Genomic DNA, 18,205 nt, shown 5'->3' on the forward strand with positions numbered 1-18,205 from the left:
AAAGTAACCTTGTTACTTTCCTATTATTTCAATATTGCCCTTTCTAATATTGACCAGACCATAACTATGCAGACGAGAGCGAGACCCCTCCCCGTATGCTTTAGGTGGATAATATAACTCTTTTTCTTCAGGATACTCGCTGAGTACTTCATCTAATGCCGCACGTATTTCGCTTAGGGTTTTTTCTAGGCTATTATTAAAGTTAGGCCTTTTTCTAACCGTATGGCCGAGTTCGACCAACCTATAAAAATACTTGTTAGCAAGCTCTAGCAGCTCCTCTGGTACATCTTTATTATGGCTAAGCGCGACATCATCGTTATTTGTACAATACTCTACAAGTGCTAAATAAAAGCACAATGGCTTATTGGCTAAACACATTTTTTGTTCTGCATTACAACTACTTGAGAATGTCTTATCGTTAAGATCAACAATAAGTACAAGCGGCGTAGGCTCAGTAATTAGTTGATGCTGTGTATTATTAAACTGCTTATTGCTTTGTTTAATAAACGCAAACTTTACCCAAAAACTAATCAGCACACTTAATACTAAAAATATAAAATAGTAAATAAAATGGCTTAATGTAAAGTGGGTTTGTTGTACGTTAAATACAACTAATACGAGTCCGTTATTAGTGCTTAAACTACGTATTATTTGGTCTGAGTTTACAGGCGTTACTACTTCACTTTTTGGTGCAATAGCAACAACTTTAAGCTCGTTCGAATTAATGTAGCTATTTAAAGTTTTAATGTAGCTGTTAACAGCATCTTTATTACCTGAATGCTTTAGCAGCTCATTTGATAAATCGAGTAATGGTAAGTCGAGTGCTATTTGCCTTTCTATCTGCGTTATTTTTTGTTTAACTACTTGCTGGACTTTCTGAGTTACAGAAATATAAAAGACTGACGATAAAATAAAAAATAAGCTTATAATAACAATTAGTTGCTTATACTTACTCATCACCATCCCCCTCTTTTAAGCTTACTAAGTTGGCACCGCAACGCCAAAATGGCTGTACGTTTTGATAGTAATGCAAACTTTGATCTTTAGACATATCAAGCAAGTTCTCCTGCACTGCGCATAATAAATCAGTGTTGTTTTGCTGCATTTTTAAATACCACCTTGTTCCAGAAATATTATTACTCAAAGGCGTAATATAGTTTTTTGAAAAACGCTTTTCGTCGCTCTCTTTCCAAAACGAAGCAATAATATCTACTTTTCCATTAGCGAGTAAATCACGTAATTCGTTATGAGAACTCGCATAAGTGATTTTCAAATTGGCTATATTAATATCCAACTCTTTAAACGTTTGCTTTGGTAAAATATGCCCTGATCGGCTGGTCGGATAATCAAGTAAACCTATGCGCTTATCTAAAAAGTATTGTTTGGTAATGCGAGGTTTTTCTTTAGAAGATATAAAAAAAGCCGTGTAGTCAGAAAAACCAACAACGGGCTGGTAGTTATAGGTCGACTCCGCTTTAAAGGCTGCCATAATATTGTTTTTAGCCAAAATTAAGTCAGCAATTCCTTTACCCACGAACTCAAAGCTGTCTGCCGTTCTATATCCCCAATACCCTTTTACAGAGCCATATTGCTTAGCCACTACGTTATCAGAGCATAACTTTTGTGTTAGTAACTTAGCTATTTTTTTTGATTGTGTAAAAACAATTAATTGGCCTTTATTACTTGTTGCAGTTGTTTGACACTCAGTTGAGGTTTCTATCATAACTGGAAAGTGTAATTCATCATTGTATACACTAACTTGACCGCAAACCCACGTAACGACCAACAACAGAAACAAAAATGTAACAATTAACATTTTGTGCAACACAATATTTTTAAAATTCAAAGCAATGCCACTCAAAAATAGACGATATAGTGTATTTGAACAATTTCGCTTACTTATTACAATAAGTAATTTTACCTGTTAAATATAAACCATTGATTTAAAAGTAATGTTAATAAGAAATTATGAATTTTAATGAGTCCTTCCTATCAACACCAAAAGTAAGGACAATTGACCGCATTAGCCCATAGCAACGCCATGAAATATTCATTAAGGAAGTTCTAATGCATAGCAATATAAAGTACTCGATATCTTCTGCGCTTTTAATTAGTGCAATATTTACAAGCACTGACTCACATGCTTGGGGTCAAAATGGCCACCGTATTGTAGGGCAGATTGCACAATCTCATATAAGCGAAACAACTAAAGCAGCAATACAACCCTACCTTGATGGTGAATCACTTGCACAAATATCAACCTGGCCTGATGAAATGCGCTCAGCTCCTGGCGAGTTTTGGCAAAAGCAATCATCTCGTTGGCATTATATTAATGCAGCACCAGGAAAATCTTTCAGCTTCAATCACGATCACACTAAAAACAAAGAATCTGTAAGTAATATCCTAGAAGGCATTCACTATTCAATGCAAACACTTACTGATACCAACAGCACGTTAGATGCTAAACAGTTCAGTTTACGTTTTTTAGTACATTTGGTGGGCGACAGTCACCAACCATTTCATGCTGGTAGAGGTGAAGACAGAGGTGGTAACCGTATTAAGGTTTCATTTTTTAACGAAGAAACAAATCTTCACAGCCTTTGGGATACAAAGTTAGTTGAGAACGAGAATTTGTCGTTTACTGAGTACGCACAATTTATTGATACAAATAACAGCGAGTTAATTGCTGAGTATTTACAAAGCTCACCTATGACATGGGTTGAAGAATCTCATAATTTAGCCACAAAAATTTATAAATATACCAACGACGAAGTTGGGTATAGCTACATTTATAACAACACTCCAATTGTAAAAACACGCCTACAGCAAGCGGGTATCCGATTAGCTGGACTATTAAACGCCTTATTTGACCCTTCTGCAAAAGAGTTAGAAACGGCATTAAAAATGACGACTGACAAATAAACAGTATTAAATTTATATAACCTACACACGGGAAATCAACATTATGACTAAGCTTCGCCTTTCGAAATTAACTGGAGCGGTAATTTTAGCTCTAGGTGTTTCTACAAGCGCAATGGCTGCTGATACTTCATCTGCAATGCGTGGTAAAATTACAACGCCATCAGGTGGCAATGCTGCAAACGTTAAAATCAAAGTAGTTCACCAACCAACGGGAACTATTAGCGAACTAACTACAAACGAAAGTGGTACGTTTATCGCTAATGGTTTACGTGTAGGCGGTCCTTACATGGTTATCATCGACTCTGATACGTTTAACGATACGACTGTTGAAAATATCTACTTGAACCTTGGTGAAACTTACCGCTTAAGCTCGCAGCTTGCTCCGCTAAACATCGAAAAGATTGAAGTGTCTGGTTATAAGATTGTTCAACAATCAGGTGGCTCTAGCAGTACATTTGGCTCTGATACTATAGAAAATATGCCAAGCTTTAATCGCGACATTAAAGATATTGCGCGCTTAAATCCACTTGCTAGTATTAATGGCAATGGCGAGCTAACGTTTGCAGGTAGTAACCCACGTACAAACGGTTTAACTGTTGACGGTATTGGTCAAAATGACGACTTTGGCTTGAACTTTGGTGGTTACCCTACTTCTCAGCCTCCTGTTGCACTTGATGCTATTGAGCAAGTTTCTGTTGATGTATCTCCATTTTCGGCTTCTAAAGGTAACTTTGGTGGCGGTACTATTAATGCAGTAACAAAATCTGGTACAAATGAGTTTAAGTTCTCTGGCTTTTATGAAATATCTACTCCTGAGATAGCTGGTGATGTTGATAATATTGTACAAGAAGACGATCTTGATGAGCTAGGTCATAAAACTTACTCTACAAATAAAGTAGAGCCAATTAAGACTGAAGAAAGATTTGGTTTTAATGTCGGTGGGGCGATTATTGAAGATGAGCTGTTTTATTTTGTTAACTATGCAGAATGGTCAAGTGAATTAGATCTAGATTACGGCTTTGATGGCTCTGGTGCTTCAAATGAATTTAATACTTCTGAAGCTAACTATAATCGTTTCATCTCTATCTTAAATAATGAATACGGCTTAACTGATTCATTGGCCGGTGCACCAGAAGATACAAACAAAAACTTGCTTGTTAAATTAAGCTGGAACGCAAGTGATGACCACCGTTTAGATTTCACTTATCAATGGCAAGACGATCAAGATGAGCGCAACTCTAGTACGGGCGGAGACAACATAGCTTTAGTTTCAAGCACTTATGCCTACGTAACTAAGTTTAATAACTTTTCATCTAAACTTTACTCTGATTGGAGCGAAAACTTTTCAACAGAAATTGGTGTGTCGTATAAAGATGTTACTTCTGATAGCGCAACTCGCTCTAACTTAGGAAGCATTACTGTTGAGGAAGACGGTCGAAATGGTCCTTCTTACAACTTTGGTACAGATCAATACCGCCATGCAAACCGTTCAGAAACACAAAACCTAACTTTTACGTTAGACGCTACGTATTTAATGGATGAGCATGAAATAAATTTTGGAGCTCAGTACGAGTCACTTCGTTTATATAACTTGTTTGCTCAAAACTCTCTTGGAACGTGGAAATTTGATAGCTTAGAAAATTTTGAAAACCGTGAGATTGGTTCTTATGATTTCTCTTATCAAAATGCTTACACTAATGATTCAGCTGATACAGCATATGATGTAAGGCGTAACCAGCTAGCGCTTTACATAGAAGATACTTTTTATGTAGGTGATGATTTAGAAGTCACTGCAGGTGTTCGTTATGAGCGCTTATCATCTGATGATAAACCAACTCTAAATGAAAATTTTGCTAATACGTATGGCTTTACTAACCAAGAAAATCTTGATGGTCTAGACATTATACTTCCTCGTGTTGGCTTTAAGTACTACGTCACAGAAGCGCTTACTATTAATGGTGGTATTGGTCGTTTCCAAGGTGGTATTCCAAATGTTTGGTATAACAATTCATTCCAAAGTGATGGCATTACTTTAGTATCAGCACAAAACGATGTAATTAATGATTACTATGCAAATAACACAGCTGATATTACTCAGGTTCCTGATGAAATAAAAAATACATTAGAGCAAGGTGCAGGAAGTGTTGCGTATATCGACCCTGACTTTAAATTGCCTTCAAGCATTCGTACTCAAATAGGTTTTGAATATGAGTTTGACTCTGAACTATTGGGTGATGGCTTTAAATGGCAAGCAGAAATTGCTTACCATAAAAAAGAGAATGAAGCGGTATGGCATAATTCGTCTATTAACCCAGTAGGCTTAGCTGCTGACGGCGAACGTGTTATCAATCAGAGTATTTACAGTGGCGATAATGTTGACATAGAAATGACTAATTCATCGGATGATGGTCGTTCAATTATTATTTCAACGGGTATTGCTAAACAATGGGACAATGGCCTGTTTGTATCGGCAAGCTATGCTCACCAAGATGTTACAGAATCATCAGCAGGTTCAGCTTCTCAGGCAGAAGGTAACTATAAGCACAATATTACAGTAAATCGTAATGAAGATATTGCAGCACGTGGATTTTACGAAGTTGAGCACAGCTTTAAAATTAACTTAGCATATAACACTGAATTTTTTGAAGGATACGCAACCAAGTTCAATGTTTATTTTGAACGTCGTTCAGGTCGCCCGTTTAGTTACACAATGAATATGTATAAAGATGAAGACTTAGGTGATACTAGTTCTTTATTCACTAATGGTGCTTACTTACCTTATATCCCTACAGGTGCTGATGATCCGAATGTAAATTGGGCTGAATCAGATATGACTTGGGCTGAGTTAGAACCGTTATTAGAGCGTGCTGGTATATCTCAACGTGGTGGGATTTTAGGTAAAAATACAGCAACGCAACCTTGGGTTACTACAATGGACGTTAGCATTAAGCAAGAAGTACCTGGCTTTGCTGAAGGTCACACTGGTGAGGTTTATCTAATGATTGATAATTTCGCAAACCTTCTAAACAGCGATTGGGGTGTAGAAAAACGCCTAGGTTACTCTAACCAAACTATTTATGACTTTGGTGGTCTTGATGATCAAGGCAGATATAAAATAGACAACAGTTTTGGCGGTGCAGATGTGCGTAATTACTCGCAAATCAGTTCATCGTCATCAGCTTGGCAGGCTAAAGTTGGTATTAGCTACAAGTTTTAGTTCTTAAAACTGCATCAATAACTTGTTAAGCTACAATAAACCCATTGCAAATTTGTAATGGGTTTTTTTATTTTACCCCTACAATTTCACATGTTTGTCATAAAGCCCACGTAATATATACCCCGATATAGAGTTATTGCTCAAAAAAACACTCAAATAGACAAATATATTACTATTTATTAAAAATATATTGCAGTTGTATTTTATTTGTAACGAATAAATAAGGTACACTAGTAACGGATTTTGAATAAATGAACTTCAACTGTTTATTTTACAAAATTTTAAAATAAAAATATAAAAATTTAATTAATAACTACACGGGAAAATTAAATGAAAACTCAATTACGCAAAACAGCTCTTTCACTTGCTATTGCAGCATGTGTTGGTGTAAGTGGCGCTGCAATGGCTAACGAAACGACCTCTGCAATTAAAGGTCAAGTAATGGGGCCTAACGGTAACCCAGCAGCCGGCACTAAAGTAACAATTTTACACGTGCCTTCTGGATCAGTAAAAACAACTGAAGTAAATGACGCTGGTTACTTTACAGCTAAAGGTCTGCGTGTTGGCGGTCCTTATAAAGTAGTTGTAGATTCAGATGTATACGCAGACCAAGAATTCAATAACATTATATTAAACATTGGTAACGATTACCCTGTAAATGTTTCTCTTGAGTCACAATCAAGCATGGAACAAATTGTGGTTACTGGGGCACCAATTAGCTCTATGTCTGGTGGTACTGGTCCGGCGTCTACATTTACGCTAACTGATCTTGAGAACCAACCTGCTATTAACCGTGATTTAAAAGATATTATTCGCATCGACCCGCGTATCACAATTGATGACAGCCGTGGTTCAATTAACTGTGGTGGTGGTAACCCTCGCTACAACAGCTTAACGCTAGACGGCGTTCGTATGAACGATAACTTCGGCTTAAGCTCAAATGGTTACCCGACAATAAATGCACCTTTTTCTTTCGATTCAATTGAACAAGTTTCAGCTGAACTTGCACCATTTGACGTTCAATACGGTGGTTTTACATCATGTAACATCAATGCTGTAACGAAATCTGGCGGTAATGAATTACATGGCGGTGTATTCTTCGATTATACAAATGACTCTATGCAGGGTGATTCAATTGAAGGTGAAGATTACGATGCAGGTAATTATACAGAAAAGCGCTACGGCTTTAATGTTGGCTTACCATTAATCGAAGACAAACTATTTTTATTCACTTCATATGAAAAACTTGAAGGTGTACAACAGTTTAACTACGGCGGCCTAACAAGTGGTAGTGTTACTGCTGATGATCTTTCTCGAGTTCAAACTGCCTCACAGTCTCTTTACAACTATGACGCTGGTGGCATGCCATCAAGTTCACCGATTGAAGATGAAAAAATTCTAGTTAAATTAGATTGGAACATCAACGAAAGTCATCGTGCTAACATCATTTATAACTACAACGATGCATTCACGATCTCTCAATCAGATGCCGATAATGATGAACTTTCGCTTTCTAACCACTTTTATGAGCAAGGTGCTGAGTTTACATCGATAGTAGCTTCTCTTTATTCTGATTGGTCAGATGACTTCTCTACTGAAGTGCGTATTGGTAAATCTGAACTAGATGCTCGCGTTGAATCTTTGGATGCAGCAAGTAGCTTTGGTGAAATGCAAATCAGCACTGAAAACGGTGGCACAATTTATATTGGTCCAGATGACTCACGTCAATCTAACGATTTAAACTACGATACAACGACTGCTAAATTTGCGGGTACTTATTACCTAGATCAACATACAATAACAGCAGGTTATGAGTATGAAAATCTTGAAGTATTTAATTTATTTGTACAGCATACTGAAGGTGAATGGCGTTTTGATTCTGTAGAAGATTTTGAAAACGGACAAGCTGCACGTGTTTACTACAACAATGCTGCGACTACAAATGATCCAAATGATGTTGCAGCAAGTTTCGAATATGCTCAACACACTTTATACGTCCAAGATGAATATAGCTTTACCGATATTGATGCCAGCTTAACATTTGGCCTTCGCTACGATAAATATACTAGTGATGATAAACCAAATCTTAATGAAAACTATACTGCTCGCTATGGTTTCAGTAACCAAAGTACATTTGATGGTATTGATTTAATCCAACCTCGTGTAGGTTTTCAGTGGTATGCAACGGATGAGCTTGAAGTACGTGCAGGTGCTGGTTTATTCTCAGGTGGTAACCCAAATGTTTGGTTGTCTAACTCTTACTCGAATGACGGTATTACGCAAATTACCTCTCAAATTCGTGGTGTAGATTTATTCAATACACCAAATGTAAACGGTGGAGCTCCAGGTTACGAAGTACCACAGTCTCAATTTGATACTATAGCTGGAACAGAAATTGGATCAGGTGATTCTAATGTAAATGCTGTAGCTTCTGATTTTGAATTACCATCAGAGTGGAAATACTCTTTAGGTGCTACTTACACTACTGAAAATGAGTATGTAATTTCACTTGATTACTTATATTCTAAAAAGAATGATGCGGCTACCTTAGTAGATCTTGGTTTAGTTAATTCTGGTGTAACGACATTTGATGGCCGCCCTCTATACGAAGGTAAAGATGATACTCTAAATCCGGGTGATACTCGCTCACGTGACTACTTACTTACAAATGTGAGCGGTGATAGCGGTGATGCATCAGTTATCTCATTAGGCATTAGTAAACAGTACGATAATGGTGTTAACTTTAGCTTTGGTTACGCATATACAGATTCTGATGATGTTAACCCAATGACGAGTTCGGTTGCTGATTCTAATTACAGTAATTTAGCATTAACAGATCCAGGTAACCCTGGTGTTGCATCATCTGATTACGAAATTCCACATCGTTTTACTATGACTCTTGGTTATAGTCATGAGTTTGTAGATGGTTTTGCTACTCGCTTTAACTTGTTCGGTGAAGCATATAAAGGTTTACCTTACAGCTATGTGTATAACAATAGCGATAATACGTTTGGTGATACTAATAACTACGGTTTTGGCTCTCGTCAACTGTTATACGTACCACTTGAAAACGATCCTAACGTTGTCTACGACATGAGTGCTGCTGAAATCAATGAATTCAATGATTTCATCGCTTCAGAAGGTCTAGAGCGCGGTGAAATTGCTGGACGTAACTCACAAAATGCAGATTGGTTTGTTAAATTTAACTTTAAGTTAACGCAAGAGCTTCCTGGGTTTATGGAAGGTCACAAAGGTGAAGCGTTTTTCGTAATCGATAACCTTACAAACCTGTTAAACGATGACTGGGGCGTACTTAAGAAAGGTTCTTTTGTAGGCAACCGTGTAATTTCAACATCTATTGATGATGATGGTCGCTACGTGTACTCTGGTTTTAACTCTAATAACGTAGGTACAACTACGGAAAATAGCGCATCTGTATGGCAAATGCGTGTAGGTGTTCGTTACACTTTCTAATTTAGAACTGTAACCTTAAACATTATTTAAAAGCCCACTTTGTGGGCTTTTTTATGCCTTTAATTTGTTATTTAACTTTTCAAAAATATTCACTAGCACTTCGTATTCTTCGTTGGTTAAAGTGCTCAGTAATTGTTTTTCCCAATTTAGTGCATCGGGTGTTATTTGCTCATATAGGCTTTGACCTGCTTGGCTCAGCACAAGTAATGCTGCGCGTTTGTCTTGCTTATTTAATTGACTTCTCACTAAGCCTTTGTCTATTAGTACTTTTACCGCGCGCGACACTGTCGATTTATCCATATTTGCTTGTGTGCATAAATCCTTTGCGTTGCTTTGCCCATACTGCGCTAAATTAGCAAGTATTCGCCACTGGGGAATATTTAAACCGTACTTAGTTTGATAAACCTTGGCAAAATCGTTACTTACATGTGTTGCTATATTCGTTAATTGATAAGGTAAAAACGTTGCTAAATCAATTTTCATTTTTGGTTATCCCAGCTTTGTAAGGTTTACTTTGGTGTTCATTAATATTTACACAGATGCGTAGTTGCACATTTGATATTAGTCTCACTTGAGAGTACCTTAACTGAAATAATAATAATATTAAACCAACCCCCTCTCACAGGAGTCAGTAATGGCGACACAATTAAGTTATATGACAGGTTTTGGGAATGAATTTGAAACACAAGCGCTACCTGGTGCATTACCAATAGGACAATTTAGCCCACAAAAGGTTAAATACGATTTATACACCGAACAATTTAGTTCGACTGCATTTACGGCTCCGCGTGCTTCAAATCGTCGTACTTGGTTTTACCGCCTTCGTCCATCGGTAGTGCAAGGTGATTACCAAGAAATTGATAACGGCTTAATAAGAACAGCCCCAATTACTGAAGCCATAACACCACCAACAATGCTACGTTGGAACCCTATTGATATGCCTTCACAACCTACTGACTTTATTGATGGCTTGGTAACGATGGCAGCTAATGGCAGTGCCAATGGGCAATCGGGTATTGGCATTCATATATATGTCGCTAATCAGTCAATGCAAGGGCGTTACTTTTGTAATGCCGATGGCGAAATATTGTTCGTCCCTCAGCAAGGTGAGTTATTAATTCACACCGAGTGCGGTAAGTTAAGCATTAAACCAGGTGAAATTGCTGTAATTCCCAGAGGAATTAAGTTCTCTGTTGATTTAATTGACGATACAGCCCGTGGTTATATTTGTGAAAATTACGGCCATGCGTTAGAGCTTCCAGAGCGAGGACCTGTTGGTGCCAATGGTTATGCCAACGACAGAGACTTTCAATATCCCGTTGCTGCCTTTGAAGATAAAGAAGGTGACTTTGAGCTTGTTTCTAAATTTAACGGTAATTTATTCAGCTGTGAAATAAAACACTCACCTTTTGATGTTGTTGCATGGACGGGTAATAGCTCCCCCTATAAATACGACTTATCGCGTTTTAATGTAATGAATACAGTGAGCTTTGATCACCCCGACCCATCTATATTCACTGTGCTAACCTCCCCTTCTGCTACTGAGGGTATGGCAAATGTCGATTTTGTGATATTTCCACCTCGTTGGATGGTAGCCGAAAATACATTCCGCCCGCCGTACTACCACCGCAATATTATGAGCGAATTTATGGGCTTGATTGAGGGTGTATATGATGCAAAAGAGCATGGTTTTGTACCTGGTGGCGCAAGTTTACACAATTGTATGTCGCCACATGGACCTGAAGCCGACGTATTTGAAAAAGCCTCAAACGCTGAGCTTACACCACAAAAATACGAAAACACATTGGCTTTTATGTTTGAGTCGCGCTATATAATTTCACCGACAAAATATGCACTAGAAGGTAAAGAACGCCAACCAAATTACACCGATTGCTGGCGTACTATAAAAAAACAATTTACAGGTGCAGAGGATTAGTTATGAAATTATACAGCTACTTTCGCTCATCAGCTGCTTATAGAGTGCGTATAGCGCTTAACTTAAAAGCAATCGATCATAAACTTGCTATTGTTAACCTTTTAAAATCGGAGCAGCTTGGGGAGGAATACTTAGCAACTAATCCCCAAGGGTTACTACCTGCACTTGAAACCGATGATGGTGTTTTAGCGCAATCGCTTGCAATACTGGAATGGCTTGATGAAACTTATCCGCAATCGCCATTAATTACAGGGACTGCGTGGCAAAAAGCACAAATAAGAAATTTAAGCTTTGCCATTGCCTGCGATATTCATCCTGTTAATAATTTACGCGTGCTGAAGTATTTATCAAGCGAATTAGGTGTTAATGACGAGGCTAAAAATAAGTGGTATCGACATTGGATAGAAGTTGGTTTTGAAAAAATAGAACTGATGCTAAACAAAAATGATGACTACTGTTTTGGTAACCAACCAACACTTGCTGACATTTGTTTAGTGCCGCAAGTATTTAATGCACTTCGTTTTAACGTAAATATGAACGTTTATCCAAAAATTGCAGCCATTTACGAACATTGTAATAAATTAGCTGCATTTAATGATGCTGCACCGCAAAATCAACCCGATGCAAATTAAACTAATTTAGTCTAACTTTGTAGCGCACTATGAATAATCGTAATATGCTCAATTAAATCTAAGCCCAGATCAGTTAAATATCCGCCATCTGGGCTATCTATAATCCCTTTTTCAAATAAACGTTGCGCTGCACTAAGTAAGCTTGGGTCTGCGTCTGAGTGTAATTTAATACCCTGCATTTTACTGTCGCGAGGAAATTTTGCTAATAGTGTGAATTCTTCGATCATTGTTTGATTAAATTGCATTGTGTGCACCTTTTTATTTGAATCTGAGTTGTTCTGTGTGTAACTAAGTTTATAATTAAAATCACTTTGTGTACTTTACACTAGCACGTTTTTTAGCTTAATGTATTATTTTTAACCCCCCCTATTTAAAGGCCTCTAATGCGTAACTTTTTAATTCTATGCTTTTGTTTTAGCAGCTTATCGTATTCAATACTTAGTGAAGCAACAACTCTTAAAACCCATTCAATTATTGATGCAAACCAGTTTGTAAATGAAGAATCTAACTGTTGGTACGACAACAAACGCTATAGCGAAGGCGCATTAATACAAATTCACTCATTTACACTTTTGTGCGGTGCTAAAACACCCCAACACAGTAACAGCCAACTCATTTGGCTTAAAATAGATAAACAAGGTAACGCTATTTACCCAACAGCTCCTAAAACAATCACTGTGAATTAGCGCTAAAAGCTGATTTGAGCTACAATGCACGCAGTTTAAATAAGTAGTATGGCTATGAATAATCAACCTAAAAACCCTTTACATGGGGTCACGTTAGAACAAATACTTGTTGAGTTAGAACAGCGACTTGGCTGGAGAACACTTGGCGAACAAGTAAAAATTAAATGTTTTACTGATCAACCTAGCATTAAATCGAGTTTAAAGTTTTTGCGTAAAACGCCTTGGGCTCGCGATAAAGTGGAAGCACTTTATATTCACACTATAAATAATAAACCTATTCGTAGACCAAAAAGTGCACCGAGAGAAACATCTTCTCAAGCGCCGGATACAACAGGGTTTGTTTGGCCATCAATTAAAAAATGATGTAAAAAAGGAGCTAAATTAGCTCCTTTTTTGATTGTAACAAGCGCGATTTATTACTCTTTGCAAATCACTTTTAATGAGGCCGGCTCAATAGTAATAACGAGTTTGTGAGCAGTTTTAATTTCACCATCAAGTACGTATTTAAGCTCACCTTCGCCTGTAACCTCGACTCTTTTAGCATTTGTATGGTGCGAGTTTATAGCTAAATGTGTTTGCGTTAAGCTGCTAAACATTAGCTCTGCAATACTCAATACTGTGGCTGATTTTTCGTCATTTGGTGTTAGCCAATTTACATCAAGAAGCCCGTCACTATGATCTGGCTGCCCACCACCTTGAGCCAATAACGTTGTAAAAGGCGCAGCGTTAGCCACAATAAAACTATTTGTGCATATTTCTTTGGGCTCATTATCGTCGAGTTTTACATTAAGTAGCTGTGATTTTTGTTCGCCAAAAGCTTCAAAAAAACCATTTAAATAGGCAAGTTGCCCCGATTTATTTTTCGACTCTCTATCTGCTTTTTCAATCATTGATTGCTCAAAACCAATACCCGCTAATAAAAGTACCAATTCATTATTGCAATAAGCCGTATCTATTGTGCTTGTTTGACCATCTATAATTAGGTCACAGGCTTGTTCTACTGGAATAAACTTAGAGCTTATACCCATCAATACATGCGCAAGTGCGTTTGCAGTCCCCATTGGGATGATTCCTAGCTTACATTGTGTATTTACAAGTACGCTTGCAACTTCGGCCACTGTACCATCGCCTCCACACGCAATTATAATGTCTGGCTTTTGCGCAATTGCTTGTTTAGCAAGCTCAATACCGTTAACGTATTGTGAAGTAGTCAATACTGTTAAATCGTAATAGGCGGATAACCGCGCAACAATTAAATGCTCTTTTTCTTTCCACAATCGCGTACCCGAAACAGGGTTTGCAATTAAAACAGCTTTGTTTTTAATCAGCAACTCGCCTTTTTTATGGCGCTTAGCTAAATGACGAAGTTGATGCTTATTTAAGTTTGCGGTTTCGCGGGTTTCTTTTATTTGCGCAAGTACTTCATGTACATCTGCATTTTTGTTTTGACTCAATAAATAAGCCGCCATTACAAAAACAGACCGCCCACGGCCTAAGGCGCAATGTACAACTACGCGACGATTTTCTTTAATATGGTGATGTATCCAATTAATAGCCTGATTCAGCTGCGAATGTGAAGGGACACTATGATCAAGCACCGGAATATTTAAGTAATTAAAGTTTTCTTGCGTTGAACTCCACTCTAGACCGTCAAACTCGCACGTTACATCCAAAATCGCCGTAATTCCGTTATCTTTTAATGTGTCTATGTCTGAGGGAAATAATCGGCAAGCTAAAAATAGATTTTCGTTTATTTGTTGAATGGGCGGTACTTTGTCATGCTTACGCGACCAGGCATTATAAATTTGCACACCAAATAAAAATGGCACAAACGCCCAACGTATATAAAATGGGATCACTCCATTTTCACGTTTTCTAAATATTTTTGCTGTATTAAAAATATATGCGGTACTCACTAATAAAAGTGACAGCGCAGTCCAATAAAAAACAATAGCAAAGTAAACAGAGTTTACTTCCCAACCAATAAAAATAAGTAGTAATGCTAAAAGTGAATAACCAATTGCAGCCCACATAGTCTCTCCTTTGTGTAAATAATTCCGATTTTCTAATTTTAATTTAAACGGCTTTATGTACTCTTTTGCAAATATCACGCCATATAAACGGCATTTTAAATTCAAATTAAAACCATAAGCTATTGATATATAATATTAATAATAAAATAAATTTAAGTGCAATCTGCTCTTTGTGCATTTTTTACAAACATGTGAATAAATTATACTTACACGTCTAAATTTCAAATACTGATCGGTTATTGCTTGTACTAACGTATAAAGCAGCTAATCTAAAAATCAATTAAAATTTTTTGCATCCAAATCACGCCCTCAACCGTTTACTCAATGATAATAAGAAAAACAGGACCCCTATGGATAACGATGATTTACTCCCTCTTTTGTGCGCAACAGCACAAGGTGACAAAAATGCTTTCTCGAGCTTGTACCAGCAAACTAGCGGCAAACTTTTTGCTATTAGTTTAAACATGCTCACAAATAGAGCCCATGCCGAGGAAGCATTACAAGATGCTTTTATAAAAATTTGGCATAACGCATCTGAGTATAATGCTTCAAAAGGCACTGTTATAAGCTGGATGATAAGTATAGTTAGGTATAGAAGTCTCGACTCGCTGCGCTATCACAAAGTACGAAAAGAGCAGTCGTTAGGCGATGATGAATATGAGAATGAATGCATCGATGTTAATTACGATGAAGAAACAAAACTGGTTAATTGTATCGAACAACTTGAGCCGCAACAAAAACAAGCTATTCACTTAGCTTATTACAAAGGGCTGAGCCATAGCGAATTAGTGGATCATATCGAAACGCCATTAGGTACAGTTAAAAGCTGGATCAGGCGTGGGCTCATGCAGCTACAAAGGTGTTTAACATTATGAATTATAATAAACCCGAATTATTAGACGCACTTGCTGGGCAGTATGTTCTTGGCACACTTAGAGGACTTGCCCGTAAGCGCTTTCAGCGTCTTTTGCTTAGTTCGAACCAAGCACGTGAAGCAACAAGTATGTGGGAGCAAAACCTAAATAACTTAGCGAGTGCTATTACACCGCAAACGCCACATGACGATGTATGGATAAATATTCTACAGCGCATTGAAAACAGGCCACAAACAAGTAAAACGGTTATACATACTAAGCCATCTATTTGGCGTACATGGTCTTTTGTTGCAACAGCCGCGTGTATTGTTTTAGCCTTTTTAATTATTCAACCTTCTAATAATGTTGTTCAAACGCAACAAATTGCCTTGGTCCAAAATCAAGATAAGCAATCATTATGGTTTATTGATGTTAACGATAAAGGGCTTTCTATCAAAGCCAGTAGCCAATTGGTTGCTCAAACAAATAAAGATTATGAGCTTTGGATGATTTTAAAAGGGCAAGATGCGCCTATTTCATTAGGTTTACTTCCCAAGCAAGGAAGTAAAATATTATTAAAAGATAACCGCTTCAACGCAAGTGATATTGCATTGCTAGCAGTAAGTTTAGAACCTATTGGTGGCTCGCCAAATGGATCACCGACCGAGGTGTTATACACAACAGAGCTGGTACTTTTATAACCTTACTATTACGACTAATATTGGCTGCTTGTATAAAGCAGCCAATCCTCAATTTAAGTTTTTAACAAAATATAAAATTAATTTAACTTTTTTGCATCCAATTTAAATCCTGCCCCGTTATTAGCTATGACTTCAATCAAAACTAAAGGACAAAGTCATGAAAGCTTTAACTCCATCAATACTCGCAGTAGTAATATGTAGTACGTTTGTAAGTGCACCAAGTGAAGCATCTAGCCACAGAGAAGCGCCAAATATAAGCCGTTTCCCGACTTTAGATTCAACCGATTTTTATGTGTTTAATAGTTACGAACAAGGTCGTGGTGATTTTGTAACACTAATAGCTAACTATATCCCGCTGCAAGATGCATACGGCGGTCCTAATTACTTTGCAATGGACCCAGATGCTACCTACAGCATTCATATAGATAACGACGGCGATGCTGTTGAAGATATTACATTTGCGTTTAACTTTAAAAGCATGCTCCCTAACGACAATCAAGGCGTGCAATTAACAGTTGGACCTGAAGGTAATCAACGCACAGTTTCGGTACCACTTAAAAATGTTGGCGGCGTGGCTGCAGGTGATGACAGCGCAGCAAATTTTAGTGAATCATACACAATGACCATGATTAGCGGCGCGCAGCGTACTGGCGAAACAACGGTATTAAATAACACTGCATCAAACTCAAGCTCATTTTCTAAACCGCTTGATTATGTAGGTGATAAAACATTTGGATCGATGAGTGATTATCAAACTTATGCAGATCAATTTGTTTATCAGGTTTCAATTCCTAACTGTGAGAGCATGGCACAAGTTTTTGTAGGACAGCGTAAAGACCCGTTTGTAGTTAACCTAGGTAAAACATTTGATTTAGTTAACTATGTACCTGTAGAAGGTGATAGCGCCCCTGGTGCTGGTGACGGCGGTGGTTTTCCAGGTGGTATAACGCAATCAGCTGATAATGACGACCTTGCAGATAAAAACGTAACATCAATCGCTATCGAAATACCTAAAAGCTGTATTGTCGGTGAAGGTAACGGCGTAATAGGTTCGTGGACAACAGCAAGCTTACCTCAAGCACGTGTATTAAACCCCAATGCTAAATTTGCTAATAATGCGGTAAACGGTGGTGCATTAACTCAGGTTTCACGCCTAGGTAGCCCGCTTGTAAATGAGCTTGTCATTGGCATTAAAGACAAGGACACATTTTCTACTGCGCACCCTAAAGACGATGCACAATTTTTAGATTATGTATCTCACCCAGCACTACCAGAGTTATTAAATATTTTGTTTAAAGATGCTGTTAATACCACTCTTGGCGCAAACTTAGAAACTCTGGCACCCACTAACTTCCCGCGTACTGATTTAATCACTGCATTTTTAACGGGTTTTGCAGGCGTTAATCAACAAGCAACGGTCACACCTTCAGAAATGCTGCGTTTAAACACAGCCATTGCAGCAACAGCACAAGCTGATCAATCTGCATTTGGTGTAGCTGGCAATGACTTAGCTGGTTTCCCAAATGGTCGTCGCCCGGGTGATGATGTAGTTGATATTGCACTGCGCGTTGTGATGGGTCGCTTATGTCACCCTATTCCTGTAAATGGCGAAGACACTGACTTAGGTCTTTGTACACCAGAGGATGCTAATACGGGTACAGTTCCATTTACTGATGGCGCACCTATTGATGCAACAATGATGGACTCAACATTCCCATACCTTGCAACACCTATTGCAGGATCTAAATAA

At 37.8% G+C, this 18,205-nt stretch carries 15 protein-coding genes; 10 read left to right on the forward strand and 5 right to left on the reverse strand.

Features of this window, described 5'->3' with window-relative positions:
- Window positions 1–12: 12 nt before the first annotated feature.
- On the reverse strand, window positions 13–957 hold the full coding sequence (locus WNY79_RS01260; protein ID WP_342874872.1) for a hypothetical protein: 945 nt from the start codon (window positions 955–957) through the stop codon (window positions 13–15).
- On the reverse strand, window positions 950–1,816 hold the full coding sequence (locus WNY79_RS01265) for a hypothetical protein (protein WP_342874873.1): 867 nt from the start codon (window positions 1,814–1,816) through the stop codon (window positions 950–952). The genes WNY79_RS01260 and WNY79_RS01265 overlap by 8 nt, the downstream gene beginning before the upstream one ends.
- Before the next feature lie 251 nt (window positions 1,817–2,067).
- Here WNY79_RS01265 and WNY79_RS01270 point away from each other — a divergent pair, with 251 nt between their 5' ends.
- The 3 genes from WNY79_RS01270 (at window position 2,068) to WNY79_RS01280 (ending at window position 9,613) form a co-directional block, all read left to right on the forward strand.
- Complete coding sequence (locus tag WNY79_RS01270; protein WP_024598579.1) at window positions 2,068–2,922, forward strand: S1/P1 nuclease; 855 nt, start codon at window positions 2,068–2,070, stop codon at window positions 2,920–2,922.
- Window positions 2,923–2,965: 43 nt separating this feature from the next.
- Window positions 2,966–6,139, forward strand: coding sequence for a TonB-dependent receptor (locus WNY79_RS01275; RefSeq protein WP_342874874.1), 3,174 nt, complete (start codon window positions 2,966–2,968; stop codon window positions 6,137–6,139).
- Between the two features lie 330 nt (window positions 6,140–6,469).
- Window positions 6,470–9,613: a TonB-dependent receptor gene (locus WNY79_RS01280; RefSeq protein WP_342874875.1), complete on the forward strand. Its 3,144-nt coding sequence runs from the start codon at window positions 6,470–6,472 to the stop codon at window positions 9,611–9,613.
- Between the two features lie 51 nt (window positions 9,614–9,664).
- Here WNY79_RS01280 and WNY79_RS01285 read toward each other — a convergent pair whose 3' ends face one another.
- Complete coding sequence (locus tag WNY79_RS01285; RefSeq protein WP_342874876.1) at window positions 9,665–10,096, reverse strand: MarR family transcriptional regulator; 432 nt, start codon at window positions 10,094–10,096, stop codon at window positions 9,665–9,667.
- Window positions 10,097–10,247: 151 nt separating this feature from the next.
- On the opposite strand from WNY79_RS01285, the gene hmgA reads away from it, so the two are divergent.
- Window positions 10,248–11,549, forward strand: coding sequence for a homogentisate 1,2-dioxygenase (gene hmgA, locus WNY79_RS01290; RefSeq protein ID WP_342874877.1), 1,302 nt, complete (start codon window positions 10,248–10,250; stop codon window positions 11,547–11,549).
- 2 nt (window positions 11,550–11,551) lie between these two features.
- Window positions 11,552–12,181, forward strand: a complete 630-nt coding sequence (gene maiA / locus WNY79_RS01295) for a maleylacetoacetate isomerase (RefSeq protein WP_076925654.1) — start codon at window positions 11,552–11,554, stop codon at window positions 12,179–12,181.
- Window positions 12,182–12,192: 11 nt separating this feature from the next.
- Here maiA and WNY79_RS01300 read toward each other — a convergent pair whose 3' ends face one another.
- Window positions 12,193–12,426 (reverse strand): TIGR02647 family protein, encoded by a 234-nt coding sequence (locus WNY79_RS01300; protein WP_342874878.1) that lies wholly within the window; start codon window positions 12,424–12,426, stop codon window positions 12,193–12,195.
- A gap of 138 nt (window positions 12,427–12,564) precedes the next feature.
- Between WNY79_RS01300 and WNY79_RS01305 the strand changes: the two genes are divergently transcribed.
- The gene (locus tag WNY79_RS01305) at window positions 12,565–12,867 is read left to right on the forward strand and encodes a DUF1496 domain-containing protein (protein WP_008134362.1); all 303 of its coding nucleotides are present in this window, start codon (window positions 12,565–12,567) and stop codon (window positions 12,865–12,867) included.
- A 54-nt stretch (window positions 12,868–12,921) separates the two neighbouring features.
- Window positions 12,922–13,230 carry a VF530 family protein gene (locus WNY79_RS01310; protein ID WP_024591820.1) on the forward strand — a complete coding sequence of 103 codons (309 nt, stop codon included), beginning with the start codon at window positions 12,922–12,924 and terminating at the stop codon, window positions 13,228–13,230.
- Between the two features lie 53 nt (window positions 13,231–13,283).
- Here WNY79_RS01310 and WNY79_RS01315 read toward each other — a convergent pair whose 3' ends face one another.
- A complete protein-coding gene (locus WNY79_RS01315; RefSeq protein ID WP_342874879.1) occupies window positions 13,284–14,900 on the reverse strand; it encodes a diacylglycerol kinase family protein in 1,617 nt (538 codons plus the stop codon).
- A gap of 350 nt (window positions 14,901–15,250) precedes the next feature.
- On the opposite strand from WNY79_RS01315, the gene WNY79_RS01320 reads away from it, so the two are divergent.
- The 3 genes from WNY79_RS01320 (at window position 15,251) to WNY79_RS01330 (ending at window position 18,205) form a co-directional block, all read left to right on the forward strand.
- The gene (locus WNY79_RS01320; RefSeq protein WP_294122708.1) at window positions 15,251–15,775 is read left to right on the forward strand and encodes a sigma-70 family RNA polymerase sigma factor; all 525 of its coding nucleotides are present in this window, start codon (window positions 15,251–15,253) and stop codon (window positions 15,773–15,775) included.
- Complete coding sequence (locus tag WNY79_RS01325; RefSeq protein ID WP_024598588.1) at window positions 15,772–16,455, forward strand: anti-sigma factor; 684 nt, start codon at window positions 15,772–15,774, stop codon at window positions 16,453–16,455. The genes WNY79_RS01320 and WNY79_RS01325 overlap by 4 nt, the downstream gene beginning before the upstream one ends.
- Window positions 16,456–16,612: 157 nt before the next feature.
- The gene (locus WNY79_RS01330; RefSeq protein WP_024600512.1) at window positions 16,613–18,205 is read left to right on the forward strand and encodes a DUF4331 domain-containing protein; all 1,593 of its coding nucleotides are present in this window, start codon (window positions 16,613–16,615) and stop codon (window positions 18,203–18,205) included.

The organism is Pseudoalteromonas sp. AS84 (genome assembly GCF_038900255.1).
Classification (GTDB): domain Bacteria; phylum Pseudomonadota; class Gammaproteobacteria; order Enterobacterales; family Alteromonadaceae; genus Pseudoalteromonas.